This window comes from Fusibacter tunisiensis (assembly GCF_016908355.1).
In the GTDB taxonomy this organism is placed as follows: Bacteria; Bacillota; Clostridia; order Peptostreptococcales; family Acidaminobacteraceae; genus Fusibacter_D; species Fusibacter_D tunisiensis.
In genome coordinates this window covers 24,615-48,773 of sequence record NZ_JAFBDT010000007.1, presented here as the reverse complement: position 1 = coordinate 48,773, position 24,159 = coordinate 24,615, and the positions used below count along the sequence as shown (strand labels likewise).

Genomic DNA, 24,159 nt, shown 5'->3' with positions numbered 1-24,159 from the left:
AAATCAATTATAATAGAATTATAGGGGGGATTGCATGCGAAAAACAGGATCTTTTTTTGGAAATATTATTATGGCAATTGGTATTGGGGGATTCGCAGGTATAGGCTCTATTTTTTTTAATATAGCCATTGATGGTGGTGTTGTTTTGCTTAACCAGTTGCTGTTGAAAAGCACACTGTATTATGTGTTGTTGCCCATTATGGGTGGGTTGTTGACTCTTGGCCTGCATCATTTGTTTTTGAAAAATGACCATTCTGGTGTAGGTATTGTCCAAATTTTAGTGGAATTAGACCATATCAAAACGCATTTTATGAAGCCGTTTCGTGTATTTATTAGAGTTGTCGCCGCAACCATTACCTTGATTTTTGGATTTTCAGCAGGTAGGTTTGGTCCTATTGTTCACTTAGGTGCCTCCGTCGGCTCTAATGTTGGTTATCGGTTAAAATTATCTCCTGAAACCATACGCATTCTCATTGGTTGTGGTGCCGCAGCCGCAATTTCGGCAGTTTTTCGTATGCCTCTTTTTTCTGCGGTTTTCACACTTGAAGTGTTATACAGAAAACAATTTTCAGATTATTTTGCACCTGTTGTCATTTCAGCGGTTGTGGCCAATCAACTGGGCATTTTAATCCAAGGTGAGCCCGTGGTATGGCATGTGGATGCATTTGTTATTCAAGATGGCTTCCGCCTTATTTTGTTGGGCCTGTCTACAGGTGGTGTAGGAATCCTATACATCTACTTGATTAATACATTTACAGAGTGGTTTTCTAAAAGAAACTCTCGTGTAATCAATTATTTGGTTGGCGCAGTTGGTATTGGTTTAGTCGCTTTTCTATTCCCTTTAAATATGGAATTGCATGCGCAAACAACAATTCGAGTATTGATGGGAGAATTTAGTATCGCTTTGCTAATAGCAATTGCAATGGTAAAACTGTTTACAACAGCTTTAACACTTGGGACCGGCTATATAGGTGGTAACTTTTATCCAGTTGTAACAATTGGTGCAGCCCTAGGCCGCATTTTTGGTAGCAGCTCAGCATTTTCTGTCTTAGGAATGGGTGGGTTAATTTCCAGTTACTTAAATGCGCCTATTTCAGGAATTATTTGGATTTTGGAGTTTTCTGGACAGTTTCAGATGTTAATTCCAGCATTGATTGTATGCGCCTTATCCGTTAGTACAACACATCATTTCTTAAATCAAGATATTTTCACAGTACCATTTAAGTTATTTAACAAAGAACATGAGGCGGTCAGATGATCTTTTTGGATCAAAACTGTAGCCATCAAAAGTGAATGCCTTTAAGGATTCTAATTCGGAGATTTTATTTTGGATAATAAAGTGAGACAGTTGTCCCCTTAATACTTTAGCCTTGTATCCTGAACTTTTGAGTTTTCCGTTTTTATGTTCCTTGAATTCTACTTGGATCAACTTGTTTTTATGAAATGAAAGCATTTTTTCAAATTCTTTTGATGCGAGGCTCACGATAAAGTCTTCTTCTCTAAATGCATCTTCAATTGTCCTTTTCCAAAAGTCGTATAGGTTCATACTGTTTGGTTTCATGGTCATATCTAACCGGTAGGGTGAAATAGGGGTACTCGGTGTTAACACGCCATAGAGGGCCGATAGAATTCTAAAGTGATTTTCTAAAAATAGTTTTTGGCTGTCTGTGTAATCCGCCAATTGAAGTTGATCAAAAACGACACCTTTGTAGACTTCGATACATGGGGCATTGTTATTCTGAAAATCATGAATATGTTCAATGACAGCATCCAGTAATGCGCCTTTTATTTTCATGAGATCAGCAATTTCCAGTCGTGTCATTTTTTTTAGGGAATTTATGAGCAACTGGGTTTCTTTTGAGGGGTCAACTGATTCTGTATTTGCCGTTACAACAAGTTGCTTTTTACTGGGTGCAAGTAAATATTTCATAGAAGCTCCTTTTAGTGTGCTGGTATTTTGAGGGTGTTTTTAGTATAATTGTTTAAAAAGCAAAATTAGGGGGCAATAATGGACATATCAAAAATGCAAGAACAAGTAACCTATTTTAGAGATAATTTGATGAAGAAACAAAACCAGACACTGAAAATCAATATCTGGTTGTCACTCTTTAATAAAATAGAATCTCTTGACCTAGAGAACCCTGAAACAGAAAAAGCGATTTCCAGAGCCTATTCTGCACTTTATGACTATATTACGGATAAACCCACTGATCGAAAAGCTCGGCGTACGTATATGATGGCTTATGATGACCTTGTACGTCATTTGAAAAAAACGTATGGCTTAATTGTTAAAGGGGCATTTTTATCCATTTCAATGGCTGTGGGCATTGGTGTGGGTATACTCACAGGTCTTCTAACATCAACGGTTGAAACCCCACAATATGCACTTACAGTAGCGCTTGGGATGATTTTAGGTGTTGCAGTAGGGAACTTGATTGAGAACCATTATGACCGTCAGGGAAAACTCATTTAGTCTAATTTCTTATGAAAAATTAAATCGTCAACAAATCTTTTGCAAACTGGGTCCCAATGGTGCATCACGACTCTTCCTGATGCTTCAAAACCCAGTTTTTTTACGGCGTTTAAGGAAGCTGTATTGTCGCTATAGACATAGATCCTGGCAATTTTCACGCCTTCATTTTTCATTTCCGAAAGACCAAATTCAGTTAATTTTTTGGCCACTTGATGGCCACGGTAATCCTTAAGCGTTGCTGCAGTTAAAAAGACGCTGTGACGTTTTTGCTCGGTGTTTTCTCTTTTGCCCCGTAGTGCACCAACAACTTTGCCAGTCGATGAATCAATGGCCACATAAGTAAGGTGCTCGGCATTGTTCACCCATTCTTTTAAGTGGTCTATAGAGTCAACTTCACAAAAAGATACTTCAGCTTTTTCTGTCATTAATTCTTTAAAAAGAGCCCAAGTCATAGGCACATCTTCTAAAGTTAGTTTTCGATAGAGAATGGTGTCTGTCATGTTTTTTTCTCCTTGTTTTTAGTTTAAAAACCTCTCCGTCTACGATTTTGCCGCATGGCATCTGTTGAAGGGGGGTAGTGTACGTTAACAATTTCGTGTGGGGACTCTATAAAGATTGAGATATGCTTTAGACCATTTATGTATTTTTCGGGATTTAAATTTGGCGTAATAGACGCATAACTGTGTCCAAATAGATAGTAGTCTGAAGGTATATCTGGTAGGTCTTCAAATTTGTGGGCAAAGGAAAAGAGCCCAAAAAAAGTATCGATTGTTCCAGATTCCGGATAAATTTGTGCACATGTGAGGTGTTTTTTTACGGCTTCAAAATGATCGTGATTGCCAAGCACAAAAATAAACTGTGTGTTGGGATGTTTAGAGAGCAAATGATTCAATCGGATCAATTTTTTTTCATACAAATCAAGGCGGTTAGGGTACAACTCTAGTTTAATATCATCAACAATATCACCCGTGTGAATAACAAGATTAGGGGATGTCAGAGTTACCAAGCGATCAAGTTCGGGATAGATATCGCTGGGTGTGTCTGTCATGTGAATTATTTTTTGTGAAGGATTTTGAACAATGCTCTTGGGGATAATAAACTTTTCCAATAAACTATAAATGAAATGTTTCATAGGAAGTCTCCTCTCTTTTATAATACAGGCTCGTTGAGGGTGTTGTCAAAACAATCGTTTGGACTTATAATGAGATAAAAATATGAAAAGAGGTATAAAGGGATGATTAAATGGGACGAAAAATATGAAATTGGAATACAATCGATAGATAACCAACATAAAGAACTGATTCGAATTGCAGAAGATTTGTCTGAACTGCTTACAAATGCAATTGAAGGTGATGATATATATGATGAAATGGTTCGAATAATTGGCGAATTGTCTGATTATACTGTATACCATTTTAAATTTGAAGAAAATTTATTTGAACTCTTAAATTATGAATTCAAAGAAGCACATAAAAAGGAACACGACAAATTGATTTCAGAAATTAACGCTTTAGATTTAAGAGCAGTAGACGAAGACCAAGTTGCATATGGGAAAAAAATACTAAACTTTTTAATTACTTGGGTTTTTAAACACATTAGTGGAACAGATTTTAAATACAGAGATTTATTTCTGTCAAAAGGCATTAAATAAGTTGTGCGTTAAAGACTTCCAAAAAAGTGTTTTTTTTGGGAGTCTTTTGATTTTATCCGCTTAAATGCGGTATAAATGGAGATATGGAGGTGACTTATGAAAGCGACAATTGGACTTGATATAGGCGGTACTAAAATTCTTGGTGTTCTTTATGGAGAATCCGGTGAAGAATTGGCACGTGAAAAGAAAAAGACCAAAGCATCTGAAGGTGCAGATGGTGTTATAAAGCAAATTGAAAAAGTTTTGGATGCCTTGTTGTCTGTTGAGGACATAGAACTAAGGGGCATCGGTGCTGGTATTCCTGGAATTGTAAGCGCGAAAGGTGAAGTTAAGTTTTCACCAAATCTTCCGCTCCAGAACTTTGATCTTAGAAAAAAACTAATGGAAAAATATGGTGTCCCTAGTGCAGTTGGAAATGATGTAAATGTGGCAATGTATGGTGAATATAAACATCTTCAGCGCCCAGATCTTAAAAACGTTTTAGGTCTTTTTGTAGGCACAGGTGTTGGTGGTGCAATTATCGTAAATGGTGATCTCTATGTTGGACAAGGTGGTGCTGGAGAATTCGGCCACTTAGTTGTTCAGTCTGATGGTGCATTTTGTGGCTGTGGCGGCAGAGGGTGTCTTGAAGCTTATGCGTCCAAAAAAGCCATTCAAAATTTTATTTTAGCTCAAGTTAAGAGAGGTCGTGAGACTTTGCTTAAGTCAGATGTTTCCGATTTTGGAGCCGTTTTAAAAAGTTCAGCTATTGCAGATGCTTATGAACGTGGTGACACAGTTACAATTGAGGCTGTGGATCGAGCGGTAGATGCGTTAGGTGTTGCAATGGGAAGCTTAATTAATCTCTTTAACCCCCAATCCATAATTTTAGGCGGTGGTGTTATGGCGGCTATGGGACGGCAACTTGAGCCCAAACTCTATGAACGTACAGCATTAAATTCAATGCCTGGTTTAATGGAAACTGTGAAAATTTCTTTTTCTGAATTGGGAGACGATGCAGGTGCCTATGGTGCTTATCAACTGATTGAACATGAATTGGAGGCTATGTAACACATGGGAAAAAGGATGTGCAAATTAATAAAGGAAGACTTTCATGAAACACAGTTTAAAGAATTTGTATCACTGGTTAATCACCCGAAATTTGTTTGTAGAAAATGTGGCCACGTTGCCAATGAAGATGATATTTTGTGTAAACCGAGAAAAATGAAAGTTAAACATAAGGAAAAAAACAAAAACAAGGAGTCGTAATGGAATCGATCTTTGCGGCATTGGATTTGGGATCAAATGCCATAAAATTAAAAATAGTAGAAACGGCTGGGAATGGGTTTTCAACTTTGGAAGATATTTCTGTTCCTGTTAAACTTGGAGAAGAGGTTTTTCTGACAGGCGCCATTTCATTGGAACGTGTAAATGAAATGGTAGATGTACTCATATATTATAAAAAAATCCTGAAAGAATATGGCGTAAAAGTTTATAAAGTTTTGGGAACAAATGCCCTTCGTGAAGCCAGTAATAGTAAAAATGTTGTGGAATTGATTCACATGAAAACGGGTTTTCATGTGGAAGTGGTGGATGATACCATCGAAAAATTTTTGACATACAAGTCTATACGTGATCAAATGGAAAACTACCATGAGATACGAAAAAGCAGTTTGCTGGTGGAGATTAATTCTGGTAGTTGTGATGTCAGTATGTATTCTGGAAATAAGCTGATCCGTAATGAAGAATTGAACTTGGGTGTTAAAGAGTTAAAATACACATTAATGGCACTTGAAGACAGGACGGTAACCTACGCTTTTGTTTTGCGAGAATTGGTGGAAACGAGAACCGCCCATTTGTGGCAAGGAATCAGGGCCAGAAAACCAAAACAATTTGTTATTGTAGGTGGAGATGCCAAACACATACGTGAATTACTTTTTAAAAATTCTCAAAAAATTGAAAGACGAAATTTTATAAGTGTGGTAGAACAGGCCATGGATCACACGTCATCACTTCGGAATCAGATTGAATCAAAAGGAACTGATTGGTACGAGTTTTTAGCAAATGTAATTGTGTACGATGTCTTTTTGAAATTAGTGGATACAGAGTACGTGTTGATTCCCGATATATCCTTAAGAGATGGCATGCTTGCGGAATTGGCAGAAGCCCATAATCACGTCACGCGATATAAGAGTTTTAATAACGATACGTATAGTTTGACGCGTGAAATTAGCAAACGGTATAAGAGTGGCGACCCCCATATTAGACAAGTAGAACAAAACGCCCTAATCCTGTTTAATGCTTTGGCTTCAATTTTTGAGTTTGATTCAAGAGACAGTCTATTAATTAGACTTGCGGCGAATCTTCATGAAATCGGGAAATTCACGCGGATGAAAGATTATTTAGAGGCATCATATGATAAAATCTCTAATTTGAACATTTTGGGCGTTTCACATACAGAGATGCTAATGATTGCCTATATCAGCAGAATGATTTCGAGTTCTGAGATGTATGACAGGCCTCAGACAATGAAAAGGCTTACGGATGATGAACAGATGCGTGTGACTAAGTTATCGGCAATTTTATCCATGGCAGATGCTTTGGATAAAAGTAAAAAGCAAAAACTTAAGATTGTTGCCATTAATTTAAAACAAGATATTTTTGAAATACAAATTGAACACACAAAAGCCATTTATTTAGAAGAATGGAGTTTTGATTTTACAAGAGAAGCCTTTAAAAATATATTTGGTATAAAGCCTGAATTGAGGGAGATATAATGGAAATACTAAACCGTGAACTGAGTTGGTTGGAATTTAATAAAAGGGTTCTTTTGGAAGCGTCAGATCAGGAAAACCCACTTTTTGAACGGGTTAAATTTGGTGCGATATTTTCATCCAATTTAGATGAATTTTTTATGGTGCGCGTTGCGGCAATAAAAAATCAAGTGACTCTCGGCTATGCTGAAAAAGATCCATCGGGTTTTACCGCTCTGGAAAAATTAAATGCCATAAATGAAAAAGTCAGAGGACTTGTAACCCACCAAGAGGAAATTTTAAAAGCCTTAATTATAGAAATGAAAAAAGAAGGGGTTGTGATTCTAAACGCCTCTGAATTAACAGAAAATCAATATGAGAAAATGCAACTTTACTTCAACACGGAAGTATTTCCGGTATTGACACCTATGGCGGTTGATTTTACAAGACGGTTTCCGCATGTGGCCAATAAAGGGCTTTATTTGGCTGTAAAATTGATGGTTGGTTTTGAAACAAAATTGGCAATCGTCCAAGTCCCAGAGGTTTTGAATCGATTTGTAGAAGTTGAAAAAAAGAAGGGCCACAGCACGTATATTTTGTTAGAAGATGTCATTTCTATTTTTATAGACCATCTCTTTCCAGGTCATCAAGTTCTTGCAACCAGTCTTTTCAGAGTGACGCGAAATGGTGATTTGACTATTGTAGAAGATGAGGCTGAGGACTTGCTCATGGTGATTGAGGAAGCTGTTCGGCTTAGAAAATGGGGCGAGACGGTTCGGCTTGAGATATCATCAGGAACTGATTCTTGGTTGTCAAGCGTGATAAAGGATGCGCTTATGCTCGACAACAGTCAAATTTATGAAATTGATGGCATTTTAGATGCCACATGTTTTTTCAAATTTAAGCTTTCAAAAACTAAACGTCATTTGAATCGGCCGGACTATCAACCACGAGTTTTGAAAGACTTTGATAAAAAAAACTTATTTAAAACAATTAAAAATGGCGACTTGTTTGTTCACCATCCCTATGAAACGTTTGATGTGGTTGCGGACTTTATAAAGCAAGCCAGCAAGGATCCACAAGTGCTGGCGATTAAGCAGACACTTTATCGTGTTAGTGGGAATTCACAAATTGTAAAAGCCCTTGGAGACGCTGCAGATAGGGGAAAGCAGGTAACTGTTTTGGTTGAATTGATGGCACGATTTGATGAAGAAAATAACATCAATTGGGCAAAAAAGTTGGAACAACGCGGGGTACATGTAATTTATGGTATTTATGGACTTAAGACACACTCAAAAATAACCTTGGTCGTTAGAAAAGAAAAAAACAAAATTAAACGATATCTACACTTAGGAACTGGTAATTATAATGACCAAACAGCAAGAATTTATACGGATATGGGACTGTTTACAGCACGTGAAAGTTTTGGAGCGGACGCGTCAAATTTTTTTAATATGGTATCTGGATTTGCCACAGCAGTTCATACAAATGTGCTGACAGTAGCGCCTTTTAATCTAAGGCAACGATTTTATCAACTTATAGACGCTGAAATTGAAGCTGCAAAAGCTGGAAAAAAAGCGAAAATAACAGCTAAAATGAATTCTTTAGTAGACATTGAGATGATCGAAAAATTATATGAAGCTTCAAGAGCGGGTGTACAAATTCGGTTGGTTGTTCGAGGGATTTGCACTTTAGTTCCAGGTGTTGAGGGATTAAGTGAGAACATTAGGGTTAAAAGTATTGTTGGTGAGTTTTTAGAGCATTCAAGAATTTATATTTTTCATAATGATGGGGACCGTAAAGTCTTTCTATCAAGTGCGGACTGGATGTCTCGAAATCTCAATAGGCGAATAGAATTAATGTTTCCGGTAGAAGACCCTTTAATCTCTGAACGGATCAATCGCATTATGAGTTTGTATTTGAAAGACAATGTGAAATCTTGGCAATTGAATTCGGATGGTAGCTATTCGAAAAAAGCCCTTAAAAAAGACGAAAAACGGGTACATGCACAAGAGTTGTTAAAATCCTTAGATTATTTGGATTCTGAAAGTTTCAGCGAAGCCTTGGTGTTTAGAAACAAAGAAGTCTGAAAATTCTTGTAACAGTCACATGAAGGGTTTTTATAATAAATGTTAAAGTATAACTGGATTGAGTATAAAAAGGAGGCAATAAATCAATGAAATTGAATGAACTTACCATCCGTGCGTTTCATAAAGCTTTGAATGATGGCGAAATAACAGCACTTGAATTGGTGGATTACTATTTAGGACGAATTGAGGCGTACGACCATGGGTTGAAAGCTGTAATTCTAACCAATCCAGATGCACGAAGAGAAGCTGAAAAACTAGACAGATACTTTAAAGAAAATGGCCTAATGGGGCCGTTACATGGTGTGCCCGTGTTGGTTAAAGACAATGTTGAAACTCAGGGCATTGAGACAACAGCAGGAAGCCTTAGCCTAAAAGGATTTGTTCCAGACCAGGATGCACCTATCGTAAAAAGGCTAAAGCAAGCAGGTGCAATTGTCTTGGCTAAATCAAATTTACATGAATTTGCAATTTGGGGTGAAACCATCAGTTCTATACTTGGACAAACTGTAAACCCTTATGATTCTATAAGGACACCAGGCGGCTCAAGTGGCGGAACAGGGGCAGGGATGGCTGCAGACTTTGCACTAATTGGTATTGGTACGGATACCATTAACTCCGTCCGGTCACCTGCTTCAGCCAATAATTTAGTAGGAATTCGACCAACAATAGGCGTTGTAAGTCGGACAGGGATTGTACCTTATTCGTTGACACAAGATACTGCCGGACCATTGGCGCGAACAGTAGAAGATGCAGTTCTGTGTTTAGAGTTTATGAAAGGGTATGATTTAGAAGATGCATCGACAGCATGGTTTTATGACAAACAAAAACAAAGTTATTTAGAACATTTGAACAAAGAGGGTCTTAAGGGCAAGAAGATTGGTGTGCTTTCAAATCTGTTTGGCACGGATGCCATCCATGAAGACACAACAAATGCCGTAAAAACAGCAGTTGAGCACATGCGTGAAGGTGGCGCTGAAATTGTGGATGTTTCAGAAGTCTTTGATACAGGCGCTTTGGTTCAAGACGTAAGTGTGCATTTGCATGATTTTAAAGATCACTTAGACGCTTATCTAAAAAAATTGCCTTCAGAAATGCCCTATAGAACCATGCAGGCAATTGTTGATAGTGGCCAACACCACCCTGGTGTTAAAGTAAATATGGAAACAGCCTTGGGCTTGAGTACAGATACAGATCTTTACAGGATTCGTCTTGAAAAACGGGCACTGTTGCAAAACAGACTTATGAAGATTATGGCGGATTATAACGTAGATGCACTTGTATACCCACATCAAAAACAATTGGTTTGTGAAATTGGAGGGTCTCAAAACGAGCGTAATGGTGTTTTGGCTTCAGTTACAGGTTTCCCTTCTATATGTGTACCAGCTGGGTTTTCAAAAGTGACAGAAACAGCCCCATTGGGTGTGCCAATTGGAATGGAAATTATGGGGAGACCGTTTTCGGAACCTGTGCTTATAGAAATCGCTTATGGTTATGAGCAACTGGCAAAAGTGCGCAAGTCACCAGTTGGCATTAGAGAATAGGAAAGCTGGAGGAGAAAAATGATTTATTTAGCCATTGGAATCACATCTTTGTTTTGGGCTGTAATTTTAGCTGTTGTTTTAGCAATTTATCGTGCGGATAGTAAAGTCCTTGCTGAATTGGTTGGTAAATATGCCGATGGTAATTTTTTGGCTGAAAGTAATAAAAAAATGAAGTCGCGAGGAAACCGCCATATTGTTAAAGAACTTGAAAAACTTCAACTGACAATGAAAGACTGGCTTTTTAACATGTTGAAGTCAGGGCTTGAACTTTCCAATTCTGCAAATTTACTGAAATCGAGTTCTGATGCTTCCTTGCATCACATGACGCGTATAGAAAATCAGATTCACCAGATACGAGACAATTCACATAATATTGCAAGCGCTTCTATGGAAAACGCATCTGTAGCACAGGAACTTCAGAGTGCCAACGACCAAATGGCCAGTGACTCTCAGGAATATATGGGGATTACAGAAAACACGCTAAGAACAATTCAGGAAGGAAAACAATCTATTGTAGGCGCGCTGGATGGCATTAATACCGTTGAAGCAAATATGAAAAGTGCTGTTGAAAAAGTGAATTCTTTGGAATTGATGATGCGGTCTATTCAAGAATTAACGCAAGGTATTTCAAAAATATCTGAGCAGACAAATTTATTGGCTTTAAACGCTTCTATTGAATCTGCACGTGCTGGAGAAGCGGGACGCGGGTTTGCGGTTGTGGCCAATGAAGTTACCAAACTTGCAGACGAAAGTTCTCGACTTGCTGAAACCATTGAAAATAAATTGGATGCCATTAAGTCTTCCATTGGAGAGGTTGTTTTAGAAATTAATGGTGGTATGCGTGCAACTGAAGCGCTTAAAGAAGGAAACAGTACAAGTGTGGCTCACTTGGATCAAATGGTAAAAGGCGCAGAAGACATGCTGACTTTTATACAAAATATTTCAACCAGCATACAAGAGCAACTTAAAGCGACAGAAATGCTTTCTGGAAATGTTGAGAAATTGGCGGGCATATCTGCTGACTCTGAAGAAGCGACGGATCAAACGGGTGAAGATGTAATGGTACAAAAAGACAAAACATTAGAAAACGCAACGATATCTGGTTCGATTCAGACCATTTCAGACCAGTTAAATGCTTTTGTGAATCGATTTGATGACGCGTTAAATGAAGAGTTGTTTGAAGCAGCTGGGAAATTGGCAGAGATCCTGGCCAAAGGCAAAATAGACAATGCTTATCTGACGAAATTTGCGGAAGAAACAGGGGTTACAGAATTTTATATTACAGATGAAACAGGTGTTACCGTCCTGTCCAATAACCCAGCTGGTATTGGATTTAAGATTGAAAATGATCCCAAGACACAAGCCTATCCTTTCTACAGAATTATAGAAGATCCATCTCACCGGGTTGCCCAACGTATGATGATTAGAGACATCGATGGTAAATATTTTAAATTTATTGGTGTTTCTAGAAAGGATCAAAGAGGGGTTATTCAGTTGGGACTTAGCCTAGAGGATCTGATGAAGTTTAGAGGCCGTTATGCGCTATTATGATGTTGTCATTATAGGCGGAGGGCCTAGCGGAATCACTTGTTCTTATTACTTAAAACAAAAGGGAATTAAACATGTGATTTTAGAGAAAGATGAAATGCTGCATACATGGAAGCGTGAAAGATGGGATTCCTTTTACTTGGTGACGCCGAATTGGATGACAAATATTCCAGAAATGGACGATTTAATTCCCTATGATAATGCTTATATGTCCAAGCAAGAAATCGTGACTGTTTTAGAACGTTTTTTGGAAAGGGTATCTCCTGAATTTATAGAACACACGTCGGTAGATGCGATTGACAAAAATTCAGAAAGTGTCTATGAAATTCAGACAAATCAAGGTGTGTTTCAAACCAAACATGTCATTGTTGCCTCGGGGATGTATTCAAATCCTTATATACCAGATGCGTCAAGTCAATTGAGTAAACAGATCTTTCAAATGCATTCTTCTCAATATAAAAATCCCAAGCAACTTCATGATGGAAATGTGGTGGTTGTGGGAAGTGGTTGGTCGGGCATTCAGATTGCCCTTGAAATCAGGTCACTTACAGGCAAAGATGTTTACTTATCCATTGGGAGTATGCAACCCTTGCCAACCATTTATAGAAATGTTAATGGCGTTTATTGGTTGAACCGCTTGTCGGGGTATCGAAAAGGCAAGCCCGTGTTAACCTATGATGCACGAGATTTAGAAAATGAGAATATCGTTAGGAAAATGAATCAAAATTTAAGGCAATGTCAGTTGGAAGGCGTCCATATTGTGGGACGGTTTTTAGGGGCAGAAGCTGGTAAAATTCAATTCTCTAAAGATTTGATCCCTGCATTAAAAGCCTCCCAGTCCTATTTATCTTCTGTGAAAGATGCCATTGAATCCTATATTGAAAAGGAAAAAGTGGATGTACCTAAAGGGACGCTTGATCGGTATACAAACCAAGTAGACATTTCAAAAATAAATGAAATGACTGCCTTAGATATTTATGGTAAGTCTATTGGAAATGTCATTTGGAGCACTGGATTTAGAAGGGATTACACTTATATTCATTTGCCAATATTTGATTTCAGAGGATTGCCTATACTTTTAGAGGATGATGTTTCTACATCGGAAAATATTTACTTTTGCAGTTTGGGTCTTTCGGTTGATTCTAAGCTAAAATCGGCTTTTGGCGTGGGGCTCTATGCAATTGATGAATCGGCGGAACGGACTGTAAATGCAGTGATTAATAGATTTTAGATAAAGGGGGAGCCATGTGGAAAACTGAACTGGGAAAATCTTTTGTGCGTAAAGAAGGCAAGGAAAAAGTCACGGGTCAAGTGAGGTATGGTGGAGATATTGAAATCCCTGGGTTACTTCACGCTGCAACCAAAACAAGCCCAAATGCATTTGCGCGAATCTTGGAAATTGACACATCAGAGGCTGAACAAATGCCTGGTGTAAAAATTGTCTTTACGGGACAGGATTATGATCAAAACGTAGGCTTGTATTTAAGTGATAAGGCAATAATCGCTCGAAATGTTGTGAGACATTATGGGGAAATTGTGGCAGTTGTGGTGGCTGACACCTATAAACAGGCTTTAAATGCAGTTGAAAAAATCAAAGTTTCTTATGACGTTATGACGCCTGTAATGTCACCATCGGATGCTCTGAAGCCAGATGCACCCCTTTTGCATGAGAATATGGAAGCGTACAGTCATATTGCGCCAATTCATCCTGAACCAGGTTCAAATGTGGCCAATCGTACAAAAGTTAGAAAAGGAGATGTTGGAAAAGCTTTTTCTAAAGCCGACCATGTGGTTGATGTTACAGTTGAAATTCCACCTGGAGACCACGTTGCTATGGAACCTAGGGTGGCAATTGCAGAAATTAAGAAGAGTGGCTACGTTCATATAACGTCATCGACTCAGGCCCCATTTGTTGTAAAAAATCTCATGAGTCATTTTTTTGATGTTGATCCAGGGAAAATTATTGTTGATGTCCCTATGGTTGGTGGCGGATTTGGCGGTAAAGCTGGCCTTCAACTGGAAGGTTTGGCATATCTTTTGTCAAAAAAAGCTGGCGGGAGACCTGTAAGAGTCGTCAACACAAGAGAGGACGATTTATTGGCATCGCCAGGTCATATTGGATTGGAATCTCATGTGAAAATTGCAGCAGATGCCAAAGGGAAAATCCTTGGTATGGACTTGGTTTTTAATTTTAACAGTGGGGCATACGCCGATTATGCAGTTAATGTATCGCGTGCTGCGGCAATTTCATGTACGGGACCATATTCGGTTGAAAATGTTAAATGCGATTCTTTGTGTGTTTACACCAACATGCCTTTTGCCACAGCCTACAGAGGATTTGGTCATATTGAAATGTCGTTTGGAATTGAAAGGGCTATGGATACCCTAGCCGATCAGATTGGTTTGGATCCTGTAGAACTTAGAAAGATAAATGCGATAAAAGCTTTTGACACAACACCTGTCCAAAGTGTGCTTAATGCCAGTACGGGTGATATAGAAACGTGTTTTACCCGAGTTTCAGAGATGCTTGGCGGTAATTTAGGAGAAGTTGAACACGTTGACGCACAGCACATAAAAGCAAAAGGCATTGCTGGATTATGGAAGGCGCCAGCTATGCCAACCAACACAGATGCAGGTGCAATTTTGACATTTAATTCAGATGGCAGTTGCAATCTCAATGTTGGGGTTGTGGAGATTGGACAAGGGACAAAGACCGGACTGGCTCAATTGGTGTCAGAACGGTTGAAGTTGCCGATGGAAAAAGTCCATGTTGTTATGCCTGTAAACACGTCTACATCACCAAGCGATTGGGCTACTGCAGCGAGTAGAGGCCTAATGATGGCTGGCGTTGCTGCTCTAGAAGCATGTGATGACGCAATTTCGCAAATTAAAACCATAGCTGCATCTGTGCTAAAAGCGCCTGAACGCGACCTTGTATATGAAGCGGGTCAGATTTTTGTTTCGGATGATCCGACGTTAAGTGTGTCTTTTGCAGAAGTGGTACTTGGCTATGTATATCCAAATGGAAATGCTGTTTATGGACAAGTTATAGGAAAAGGGCGCTATATTGCAAAACACCTTACAGATGTTGATCAAGAAACTGGAAAAGGTCATCCCGATCTAGAGTGGACACTGGGTGCTGAGGGTGTTGAAGTTTTGTTAAATGTAAACACAGGACGGTATAAAATTACCAAGGCGGTTTGCTGTATGGATGTTGGTAAGGTTGTTAATCCGGAATTGGCCAGAGGACAAGTTGTGGGTGGAATGGCTATGGGGATTGGCTATACAATAATGGAAGGCTTTAAATTTAACACACGTGGTCAAGTGACGAATGGTGTTTTACGCGATTACAAAATAATGCGGTATGACGATGCGCCAGAATACAGTGTTGAATTCCTTGAAACACCGCAGCAGGATGGACCATATGGTGCGCGTGGACTGGGTGAACAATCGGTAATCGGTATGCCTGGTGCAATTTCAAATGCCCTTTCTAGAGCTGCTAAAGTAAGTTTGAATACCATACCAATGACGCCAGAACTAATTTGGAAGCAGATGCAGAAAGGAGGGACCAAGTGATGGATTATTATAAAGCTGAAACACCTGAAGAAGCAGTGGGTCAAATGGGCCAATTGACCGATGAGGGTTTACAGGCAGTTTATTATGCAGGTGGTACTGAAATTGTCACTAATATCCGTAAAGGTGCCCTTAAAGTTGATGCGTTTATTGACCTTAAAGGAATCCCTGAAATGCATTTGATAGAGGTGAAAGACGATAAGATTATTTTAGGCGCAAATGTGACCTTAAATCAAATTATAGAACATCCTGAAACGGCATTTTTAAAACCCATTTTAGATAAGATTGCAGACCATACAGTGCGAAATGTTTTGACACTAGGTGGCAATATTTGTGGAAGATTACCCTATAGAGAAGCAGTTCTCCCACTTTTGGCTTTGGATGCTGATATCGAAGTGTGTGCACAAGAGGGCGTTGAAATTTACAAGTTACGAGATCTATTTGACAAAAGATTAAAACTTCCCAAGGGAACTTTTTTGTATCGAATCCATTTGTTGAAAAATAGAAATACGCTTTTTTCAAGACGAGAAACAGAGCATACGGCTGTAGATTACCCAATTTTGCATACTGTTCTTTACTCAGATGACAAAAAACGCACAGTGTTTATGGGCATATCTGGGTTTGCAGCTTTTCCAATATATTCTGTTGTAGACCGTAAAGAAGAAACTGCAGAAGCGGTTGTTAAGCGTATGTTGCAAGAGGTAGAGTCTTTGGCGAAATCGGATGATAGAGCAGGGGCAGACTATCGATTGAATCTCTTGCAAGTACACCTGAATGAATGGCTTGGAGGAAAACTATGATTCAAATAAAAGGGTTGACTCAAATAGAACTAAATGTAAATTCTGAGGTTCGTACTGCGACAATATCACCTGAAGACACACTTTTAAGAGTAATTAGAGAGTCTTTGGGTCTTATTGGGCCCAAAGTCGGCTGTGAAAATGGAGATTGTGGTGCTTGCACAGTTTTGCTGGATGGAAAACCTGTTAAATCGTGTATGATGCTTGCCTTAGATGCAGTGGGGAAAGAAATTGTTACTGTAGAGGGGCTTAATGACACACTTATTCAAGAGGCTTTTGTGGAATATGGTGGTTTCCAATGTGGGTATTGTACGTCTGGATTTTTAATGAATGCATATGCCATGTTAGATGCTGTTCCCGATGCAGATGAAACGGTTAAATCGGAATGGCTAAGTTCAAACTTATGTAGATGTACAGGATATGAAGGCATTAAAAAGGCCGTAGCGTTTGTTCAAAAATCACAAAAAAATAAATAATGTTTTCTTTAGTGAGCAGACAACAAGGACAATGCCAATAATTCAAATTCCAATTGTAACGAGTTACCAAATAACTCAGTTGAATATTCAGAAAATTTAGTCTGTTACACTAATGAGATAAGTGTTAAGAAAAAGATATAATAAGGATGAAAGGCATTGTCAACATGTCGATCAACGAGTAGACAAATTAAGGGGAGGGGTAACATGTCAAAAAACACACAAGCTAATGCAATTGTTGATGTAACGGAATTAAGCAAACCGAAAGCGTTAACACTTGGATTACAACATGCATTTACAATGTTTGGCGCCACAGTATTGGTACCAATCATTACCGGTCTTGACATTTCTGTATCACTGTTTTTAGCAGGTGTTGGTACGCTCTTGTTCCATTTGGTAACAGGTGGCGTGGTTCCAGCATTTCTCGGTTCTTCATTTGCATTTATTGCACCTATTCTAGCGGTTGCGGAATCACACGGCCTCGAGTATGCACGTGGCGGTATCGTAGTGGCTGGTATTGTTTATCTGATTTTAGCCGGATTGATACACGTGTTTGGCACAGAAAAAATTATTCGCTTTTTCCCACCGATCGTTACAGGTCCAATTATTTTGGTTATCGGTTTGAAATTAGCACCTACGGCAATTGACATGGCATCAGCCGATTGGCTTCTTGCAATAATTGCATTTGTGATTGTTGTTGCAGTCAGCGTTTATGCTAAAGGATTCTTGAAAGTAATTCCTGTTATCGTAGGATTGATTGTAACGTATCTTATTGCAGCTGTACTTGGTAGAGTTGATTTCACAGTTGTTTCAGATGCGAAGTTTGTTGGATTGCCTGCATTTTCTTTTGCAAAATTCAACATCGATGCAATTTTAACAGTGGCACCAATTGCACTTGCGACTATGGTTGAGCATATTGGTGACGTTGTGGCTATTGGCGCAACTGTTGAAAAAGATTTCTTGGAAAAGCCAGGCCTCTCTAGAACATTGTTGGGTGATGGTATCGCAACATCTGTTTCTGCAATGTTTGGTGGTCCTGCAAACACAACTTATGGCGAAAATACAGGTGTATTGGCGCTTACAAGAGTTTGGGATCCTGTTGTTATGAGAATTGCAGCTGTATTTGCTATAATTTTAGGTCTTGTACCAAAATTAGGCGCAATTATTTCATCTATCCCAGGTGCTATTATTGGTGGTATTTCAATTATCTTATTTGGTATGATTGCTGCTGTCGGCGCAAGAACACTTGTTGAAAACAAAGTTGATCTGACAAAATCCAGAAACCTCATTATTGCTGCAACTATTGTAGTACTAGGACTTGGTGGGGCTGTGCTCCCAATCAACATTGGTGCATTGGCGTTAAATGTTGAAGGTATGGCACTTGCAGCTATCGTTGGTATTATACTCAACATTATTTTACCAGAATAAAGACAACCAACTCGTTGATCTGTGCCGGCATAAAATGCCGGCACTTTGTTTTTAAAACACAAAGAAATAGGTAATATAGAATAAAACATTGTATCTCAACGCTAATAAATAGTATAATAAATTATCAGATTATTTAGTATAATAGAGTTGGGAGGCAAAACATGCAAACAAAAATGGGTGTTAGGCTCAATGAAATCATATCTTTAGATGCGTTTACGTCCAGTGAGATAATCGCCGGGCACCGAGGAATGGATCGTCCTGTAACCAAAGTCAATGTCATGGAAGTTCCAGACATTGTACCTTGGCTTCAATCTGGAGAATTCCTTCTTACAACAGCCTATTCCATTAAGGATAACATTGAAAAACTCAATGATTTAATTCCTAAAATGCATGAGATTGGCGTAGCAGGTTTAGGCATAAAAATGAAACGCTATGTGGAGGAACTTCCAAAGGCAGTTATCGACCTTTCGAACAATTTGGGATTCCCTATAATTGGTATTCCGGTGGATGTTTCTTTTGGTGACTTGATTACTTCAGTTTTAACAACGCTGGTTAATAACCAAACGTCACTTTTGCTTCAAATTGATGGGTTTAATAACAAACTCAAAGACATCATGCTGCGTGGCGGTGATCTTGAAGAAATCAGTCATATGATTTCAGAAGCAATGAATTCGCCAGTGGCGATAACCGACAACCTTTTTAGAGAATTTGTTTTGTGCGCAGATGACTCGCTTCAAAGTGAATTAAATGGCATTGTAGAAAAAGTGTTATACAAGCGTGCAGATCGGTTTAAGCGAAATTATAAAGACCAAGGAATAGAGTCGGTTGTAGATGTTATACAAGGTGAACCTATTGAACGGTTAATGATTCCTATTTTTTCCGAAGAAGTTCTTTATGGACACGTAATTGTTTGGGACTTTAACAAACGTGTCACTGATAAAATGCTTTTTATGATGGAAGCAGCTGTATCCTTAATTGCACTTCATTCCACAAAAAAACTTTCTGTTTATGAAAATGAAAACAAGCATAAGATCGAATTTATTGAAGAATTGCTTTCTGCTCAAGAGGGACAACAAATACGAGCGCTTGAAAAGTCAAACTACTTTGATTTTGATAAAACAAAAGCTCATGGCGTTGTACTGGTGAAAACGATTGATGCACCTTACGACATGCGAATGACACCAAACAACAGTCAGGTTATAAAGCAATTAAATTCTAAACTTGTCAGTGTTGTTGAACGTGTTCAGAGACATTTCAAAGATAAATTAATCTATGGTAATAAAAGTGATCGCGTTATTTTTCTTTTGAGCTTTGACCCGTATGCACCTCCTGAAGAAAACAAAGATCAGATGTTGAAATTTTGTGAAGAACTGAATCATTTTGCAAAGTTTGACCATATTGATCAAAAAATATTCATCGGTGTGGGGCGAATCTATGATACCAATAAAACCCTTTATAAAAGTTATCAAGAAGCAGAACGGGCGATTCACAAAATGGAACTGAGTAAGGGTAAGTTGGAATCTAATGTGTTACATTTTGATGATTTAGGTATTTATCGAATTTTATCCAACGATGCCATACAACCAGAACTGTTTCAATTTTTTATGGAGGTACTGGGGCCAATTGCCCTTTATGATCAAGAAAAAGATGCTGAACTCATAGACACACTGAAAATGTACTATAAATGTGGTTGCAATTTAAAGCGTGTTTCTGAAGAAATGTTCACACATTATAATACGATTATATATAGAATGCAGCGAATTAGAGAAATTGGGAATATTGATTTTTCCGATTCGGATACATCCTTAAATGTCCATGTGGCCATTAAGATTTTAGATGTCATCCAACCGGATATATTAAATGGATAATGGGGCGAATATGAATGCAATTTTAATTGATAGAGAACTAAAAGCATATCTCAGTGCATATAAAAAATTAAATTTGACGGTCCATTCTGTTTTTAAAGAAGCCATAAATCTGGTGGATGAGAAAGGAGAGCTTATTACCCTCCTAACTGCCAACCGAGATATTGGGCCAATGGGTGTGTTGGTTTCACAAAATTCTAGAAACTTCACTAAAATTGTGCCAGGTGAGCGTGTGGAAAAGCGCATCTCAACCCTGTTTTTTAAAAGCAGCAAGGTTACTTTGAATTACACCAACGCAAAAGAATGGGACCGATGTCTTGGAAATTGCCAGTGTAACCTGTCTGAAGAGGTCCTCGTTCCCAAGCGGTCACAGGTTAGAAAAGTTTTGTTAGATCGAGGAGAGGCAACAGGATTGCTACCTCTAATTTGTGCTTTGGAGCGTTACAAAGGGGTTAAAGATAAATGTGTGGCAATTGAGAACAATACCTATTCTGAATTTATTCAAGATGTCTTTTTAGAGCTGGTTAAATTGCTAGATCAAGATGATTTTGAGGGTGTGATATCTATATTGCCAAAATTTATCGGATTTGGACCTGGTCTTACACCGTCCACCGACGATTTCCTTTCTGGCGTATTGTTAACGAAAAGGGCTGAATGTCTTTTTGACAATCGACCAGTAGATGCGCTTGATATGTTGGCATTAAAGGTTTATGAAAATGCATGTGGCAGAACGACCAAGGTAAGTGAGAGTATGTTAAAACACGTTGCTCAAGGTAGGGCTACAGAAAATCAGATTCAGCTGATTGAAGCTATTTTTTCGCCAGAATCCAACTCTATTGAGGGGTGCACAAGACGTGTTTTGATGAATGGTGCAACTTCTGGCTCCGATTTTGTTCTCGGTGTTTATTGTTCATTGTTGCTACACAAGGTAAAAGAACCATTATTATAGAAAAGGAGGCACATGTAAATGATTCGTTTAGAAGTCCGAAAGAATTCCTACTATGATTCTGTAACATTGATGCTGATTTCAAAAGAAGTCAAAAATGTAGAAGGTGTTGTGGATGTTCTTGTGGGAATGGGTACTGAATTAAACAAGGAATTATCTGAAAATCTAGGATTGGGGAGTCCTGAATTAAAAGAAGTCTCGCCAAATGACTTTTTCGTTACAGCGGAAATCGAAAATGAAGCTGTAATGGCTGAAGTCATAAAGAAAGTGGATGAACTGTTAAATGAGAAAAAAACATCATCAGGCAGTGATTTTAAACCAGCCACGTTGAAGTCAGCGATGGAAATGATGCCGGATGCCAACATGGCTGTTGTGTCAATTGCAGGCCAGTATGCCGAGGAAGAAGTGGATAGACTTCTCGATCAGGACTTGAATGTTATGTTGTTTTCCGACAATGTTTCCGTTGAAGCCGAACTAAAACTTAAGAAAAAAGCTGTTGAAAAAGGGCTCTTGATGATGGGGCCAGATTGTGGAACTGCAATTATTAATGGCATACCTTTGGCGTTTGCAAATGTCGTTAAAAAAGGTCCGATCGGAATTGTTGGTGCATCTGGAACTGGAACACAAGAAGTGAGTGCAATGATTGACAAGCTCGGATCAGGCTGTTCTCAAGTTATTGGAACAGGGGGGAGAGACTTAAAATCTGAAATCGGTGGATTGATGATGATTCAAGGTTTTGATGCGCTTGTAAGAGATCCAGAAACAAAAGTTATCGTATTGATTTCTAAACCACCAGCACCAGAAGTCGCAGAAAAAATTCTTAAAAAAGTTGCTGAAACGGATAAACCTGTTGTTGTTGATTTTATTGGCGGTGACATGGAAGCTATTAAGAAATCTGGCGCAGTGCCATGTTTGACACTTGAAGATACAGCGTATAAAGCTGTTGCGCTTGCAAAGGGTAATGAACCAGTTGACTTTGTAGGCTTTTCACAAGAAATTTCTGAAATTGATCAATTGGTTGCTGATAAAGTAGGAAACTTGAAACCAGAACAAAAGAATTTTAGAGGCTTGTATACAGGTGGTACTTTGGCAGATGAAGCTATGAAGATGCTTGGGCAAACCATAGAAGGTATTTATTCAAATATACCTCTTAGTCCTGAGTATGCCATAGAAAACTTGTCAGAAGTGACAGGACATGTTTGTCTTGACCTTGGAGAAGATCAGTTCACAGTGGGTAGACCACATCCAATGATTGATCCGTCAACGCGTGCTGATAGATTTAAAACAGATATAGATGATTCTGTTGCTGTTGCGCTTATGGACGTGGTAATTGGGTATGGGTCACATGAAGACCCTGCTGGAGAGCTTGCAAAATCCATTCGTGAAATTAAGAAAAACCTTAAGAATCAAGTCGTTTTTGTAGCTTCTATTACAGGAACAGAAGGTGACCCACAAGATTTAAAACACTCACAAAAAGTTTTGGAGGATGAAGGTGTTGTCGTTATGCCGTCAAATGCTCAAGCTGTGAGGTTTGTCCAAAAGGTCATGAATCATGTTTTGGCAAAGGAGGCTAAGTAATGCATAAAATTGATGAACTGTTTAAAAAGGACCTGAAAGTGATTAATATTGGGTTGGAATCTTTTTCAAAAGATTTGAAAGAACAAGAAGTTCCAGTTGTACAAATGGATTGGAGACCACGTGCAGGTGGGAATAAAAAACTCGCGTCATTGTTGGATCGATTAAAATAATTAAAAGTAAGGGAGATGACAACGTGCAAGAATTAATTAGAAAAGCAAATCAGGAAGCGATGAACAGGCTTCAAAAAGCACAGCCAACCATTGTAGGTCTTGGAATCGCTGGTGAAACATTACCAGGGATGACAAAAAAAACTATATTCCATGCTGGGCCTCCAGTTACTTGGAATAATATGACTGGTCCACTAAAAGGGGCTGTTATTGGTGGATTGATTTATGAAGGTCTTGCTTCAAATGAAGAAGAAGCTATAAAATTGGCTGAATCAGGTGAAATTACTTTTGATTCCTGCCATCATCATGATGCAGTAGGCCCAATGGCGGGTGTAACAACTTACAGCATGCCAGTTTGGATTATTCGAAACGAAGCCTTTGGAAACTATGCATATTGTACATTAAACGAAGGCCTTGGCAAGGTTTTGAGATATGGGGCTTATAGTGAAGAAGTTATTACACGGTTAAAGTGGATGGAAAAAATCCTTGGCCCAATGCTTAAAGAAACAATGGCGCTCCATGGCCCACTTGATCTTAAGTCCATGATTGCACAAGTTGTTCAAATGGGAGATGAAGGCCACAATCGTAATAAGGCGGGAACGTCGCTCTTGATTCGTGAATTGGCACCTTATATTGTTCAAACAAATTTCAGCAAGGAAGACATTGTTGAAGTTCTTAAGTTTATGCATTCAAATGACCACTTCTTCTTGAACCTTACAATGCCAGCACAAAAAAGTGCGCTGGACCCACTTAAAGGAATTCCTTATTCAACTGTGGTGTACGGCATGGCACGTAATGGTACTGAATTTGGTATTCGTGTAGCTGGACTGGGTGAGCAATGGTTTACAGCACCTGCTGAAATTATTGATGGTTTATTCTTCCCAGGCTTTACAAAAGAAGATGCCAATCCAGATATTGGAGACTCTGTTATTACTGAAACATCAGGTATTGGTGGCTTTGCTATGGCAACAGCACCAGCGATTGTACAATTTGTAGGTGGAACACCACAAGATGCGATGAATTATACCAATATGATGTATGAAATTACAGAAGAAGAAAATGACGCTTATAAAATGCCAGCCCTTAATTTTAGAGGCACGCCAACAGGTATTGAAATTCAAAAGGTTATTGAAACTCAGATATTGCCAATTATCAATACAGGGATTGCGCACAAAGATCCAGGTGTTGGACAGGTTGGTGCCGGTGTGGTAAGACCACCGATGAAATGTTTTGAAGATGCGCTTGAAGCTTTTGTGAATAAAATGGCTGCAGAGGGTATCATTAAATAATAACACTA

22 protein-coding genes are annotated in these 24,159 nt (G+C 38.7%); 19 read left to right on the top strand and 3 right to left on the bottom strand.

The window, feature by feature from the left end; all coding sequences use genetic code 11:
- Nucleotides 1-34 precede the first annotated feature (34 nt).
- Nucleotides 35-1,258 carry a chloride channel protein gene (locus JOC49_RS06245; protein WP_204663487.1) on the top strand — a complete coding sequence of 408 codons (1,224 nt, stop codon included), beginning with the start codon at nucleotides 35-37 and terminating at the stop codon, nucleotides 1,256-1,258.
- Here the strand turns inward: JOC49_RS06245 and JOC49_RS06240 are convergent.
- Nucleotides 1,226-1,930, bottom strand: a complete 705-nt coding sequence (locus JOC49_RS06240) for a YaaA family protein (RefSeq protein ID WP_204663485.1) — start codon at nucleotides 1,928-1,930, stop codon at nucleotides 1,226-1,228. The two genes, JOC49_RS06245 and JOC49_RS06240, sit on opposite strands and share 33 nt — an antisense overlap.
- Nucleotides 1,931-2,008: 78 nt before the next feature.
- On the opposite strand from JOC49_RS06240, the gene JOC49_RS06235 reads away from it, so the two are divergent.
- On the top strand, nucleotides 2,009-2,473 hold the full coding sequence (locus JOC49_RS06235; RefSeq protein ID WP_204663483.1) for a hypothetical protein: 465 nt from the start codon (nucleotides 2,009-2,011) through the stop codon (nucleotides 2,471-2,473).
- Here the strand turns inward: JOC49_RS06235 and JOC49_RS06230 are convergent.
- Together JOC49_RS06230 and JOC49_RS06225 are read right to left on the bottom strand one after the other, a co-directional pair.
- A complete protein-coding gene (locus tag JOC49_RS06230; protein WP_204663481.1) occupies nucleotides 2,470-2,973 on the bottom strand; it encodes a GNAT family N-acetyltransferase in 504 nt (167 codons plus the stop codon). The two genes, JOC49_RS06235 and JOC49_RS06230, sit on opposite strands and share 4 nt — an antisense overlap.
- 23 nt (nucleotides 2,974-2,996) lie before the next feature.
- Nucleotides 2,997-3,605, bottom strand: a complete 609-nt coding sequence (locus JOC49_RS06225; RefSeq protein ID WP_204663480.1) for a metallophosphoesterase — start codon at nucleotides 3,603-3,605, stop codon at nucleotides 2,997-2,999.
- Between the two features lie 102 nt (nucleotides 3,606-3,707).
- On the opposite strand from JOC49_RS06225, the gene JOC49_RS06220 reads away from it, so the two are divergent.
- The 17 genes from JOC49_RS06220 to JOC49_RS06140 all read left to right on the top strand — a co-directional run bounded on the left by JOC49_RS06220 (nucleotide 3,708) and on the right by JOC49_RS06140 (nucleotide 24,151).
- Nucleotides 3,708-4,124, top strand: coding sequence for a bacteriohemerythrin (locus JOC49_RS06220; RefSeq protein ID WP_204663478.1), 417 nt, complete (start codon nucleotides 3,708-3,710; stop codon nucleotides 4,122-4,124).
- A gap of 96 nt (nucleotides 4,125-4,220) precedes the next feature.
- On the top strand, nucleotides 4,221-5,174 hold the full coding sequence (locus tag JOC49_RS06215) for an ROK family protein (RefSeq protein ID WP_204663476.1): 954 nt from the start codon (nucleotides 4,221-4,223) through the stop codon (nucleotides 5,172-5,174).
- Between the two features lie 3 nt (nucleotides 5,175-5,177).
- The gene (locus JOC49_RS06210; RefSeq protein WP_204663474.1) at nucleotides 5,178-5,372 is read left to right on the top strand and encodes a hypothetical protein; all 195 of its coding nucleotides are present in this window, start codon (nucleotides 5,178-5,180) and stop codon (nucleotides 5,370-5,372) included.
- Nucleotides 5,372-6,880, top strand: coding sequence for a Ppx/GppA phosphatase family protein (locus JOC49_RS06205; protein WP_204663472.1), 1,509 nt, complete (start codon nucleotides 5,372-5,374; stop codon nucleotides 6,878-6,880). Before JOC49_RS06210 ends, JOC49_RS06205 begins: the two co-directional genes overlap by 1 nt.
- The gene (ppk1, locus tag JOC49_RS06200) at nucleotides 6,880-8,946 is read left to right on the top strand and encodes a polyphosphate kinase 1 (RefSeq protein ID WP_204663470.1); all 2,067 of its coding nucleotides are present in this window, start codon (nucleotides 6,880-6,882) and stop codon (nucleotides 8,944-8,946) included. Before JOC49_RS06205 ends, ppk1 begins: the two co-directional genes overlap by 1 nt.
- Before the next feature lie 86 nt (nucleotides 8,947-9,032).
- Complete coding sequence (locus JOC49_RS06195) at nucleotides 9,033-10,487, top strand: amidase (RefSeq protein ID WP_204663468.1); 1,455 nt, start codon at nucleotides 9,033-9,035, stop codon at nucleotides 10,485-10,487.
- 18 nt (nucleotides 10,488-10,505) lie between these two features.
- Nucleotides 10,506-12,038 carry a methyl-accepting chemotaxis protein gene (locus JOC49_RS06190; RefSeq protein ID WP_204663466.1) on the top strand — a complete coding sequence of 511 codons (1,533 nt, stop codon included), beginning with the start codon at nucleotides 10,506-10,508 and terminating at the stop codon, nucleotides 12,036-12,038.
- Nucleotides 12,025-13,266 carry an NAD(P)-binding domain-containing protein gene (locus JOC49_RS06185; protein WP_204663463.1) on the top strand — a complete coding sequence of 414 codons (1,242 nt, stop codon included), beginning with the start codon at nucleotides 12,025-12,027 and terminating at the stop codon, nucleotides 13,264-13,266. Before JOC49_RS06190 ends, JOC49_RS06185 begins: the two co-directional genes overlap by 14 nt.
- A gap of 14 nt (nucleotides 13,267-13,280) precedes the next feature.
- Nucleotides 13,281-15,611, top strand: coding sequence for a xanthine dehydrogenase family protein molybdopterin-binding subunit (locus JOC49_RS06180; RefSeq protein ID WP_204663461.1), 2,331 nt, complete (start codon nucleotides 13,281-13,283; stop codon nucleotides 15,609-15,611).
- On the top strand, nucleotides 15,611-16,408 hold the full coding sequence (locus tag JOC49_RS06175; RefSeq protein ID WP_204663460.1) for an FAD binding domain-containing protein: 798 nt from the start codon (nucleotides 15,611-15,613) through the stop codon (nucleotides 16,406-16,408). The genes JOC49_RS06180 and JOC49_RS06175 overlap by 1 nt, the downstream gene beginning before the upstream one ends.
- Nucleotides 16,405-16,881 (top strand): (2Fe-2S)-binding protein, encoded by a 477-nt coding sequence (locus JOC49_RS06170; RefSeq protein WP_204663458.1) that lies wholly within the window; start codon nucleotides 16,405-16,407, stop codon nucleotides 16,879-16,881. The genes JOC49_RS06175 and JOC49_RS06170 overlap by 4 nt, the downstream gene beginning before the upstream one ends.
- A 204-nt stretch (nucleotides 16,882-17,085) precedes the next feature.
- Complete coding sequence (locus tag JOC49_RS06165; RefSeq protein ID WP_204663456.1) at nucleotides 17,086-18,306, top strand: uracil-xanthine permease family protein; 1,221 nt, start codon at nucleotides 17,086-17,088, stop codon at nucleotides 18,304-18,306.
- Nucleotides 18,307-18,467: 161 nt separating this feature from the next.
- Entirely contained in the window at nucleotides 18,468-20,174 is a 1,707-nt protein-coding gene (locus JOC49_RS06160) for a PucR family transcriptional regulator (protein ID WP_204663454.1), read from the top strand.
- Nucleotides 20,167-21,120, top strand: coding sequence for an oxamate carbamoyltransferase subunit AllH family protein (locus tag JOC49_RS06155; RefSeq protein WP_204663452.1), 954 nt, complete (start codon nucleotides 20,167-20,169; stop codon nucleotides 21,118-21,120). Before JOC49_RS06160 ends, JOC49_RS06155 begins: the two co-directional genes overlap by 8 nt.
- Nucleotides 21,121-21,138: 18 nt before the next feature.
- On the top strand, nucleotides 21,139-22,695 hold the full coding sequence (fdrA, locus tag JOC49_RS06150; RefSeq protein WP_204663450.1) for an acyl-CoA synthetase FdrA: 1,557 nt from the start codon (nucleotides 21,139-21,141) through the stop codon (nucleotides 22,693-22,695).
- Nucleotides 22,695-22,865 (top strand): fdrA domain protein, encoded by a 171-nt coding sequence (locus tag JOC49_RS06145; protein WP_204663448.1) that lies wholly within the window; start codon nucleotides 22,695-22,697, stop codon nucleotides 22,863-22,865. The genes fdrA and JOC49_RS06145 overlap by 1 nt, the downstream gene beginning before the upstream one ends.
- Before the next feature lie 23 nt (nucleotides 22,866-22,888).
- Nucleotides 22,889-24,151 carry a YlbE family protein gene (locus tag JOC49_RS06140; RefSeq protein ID WP_341534660.1) on the top strand — a complete coding sequence of 421 codons (1,263 nt, stop codon included), beginning with the start codon at nucleotides 22,889-22,891 and terminating at the stop codon, nucleotides 24,149-24,151.
- The last annotated feature ends 8 nt before the right edge of the window (nucleotides 24,152-24,159 follow it).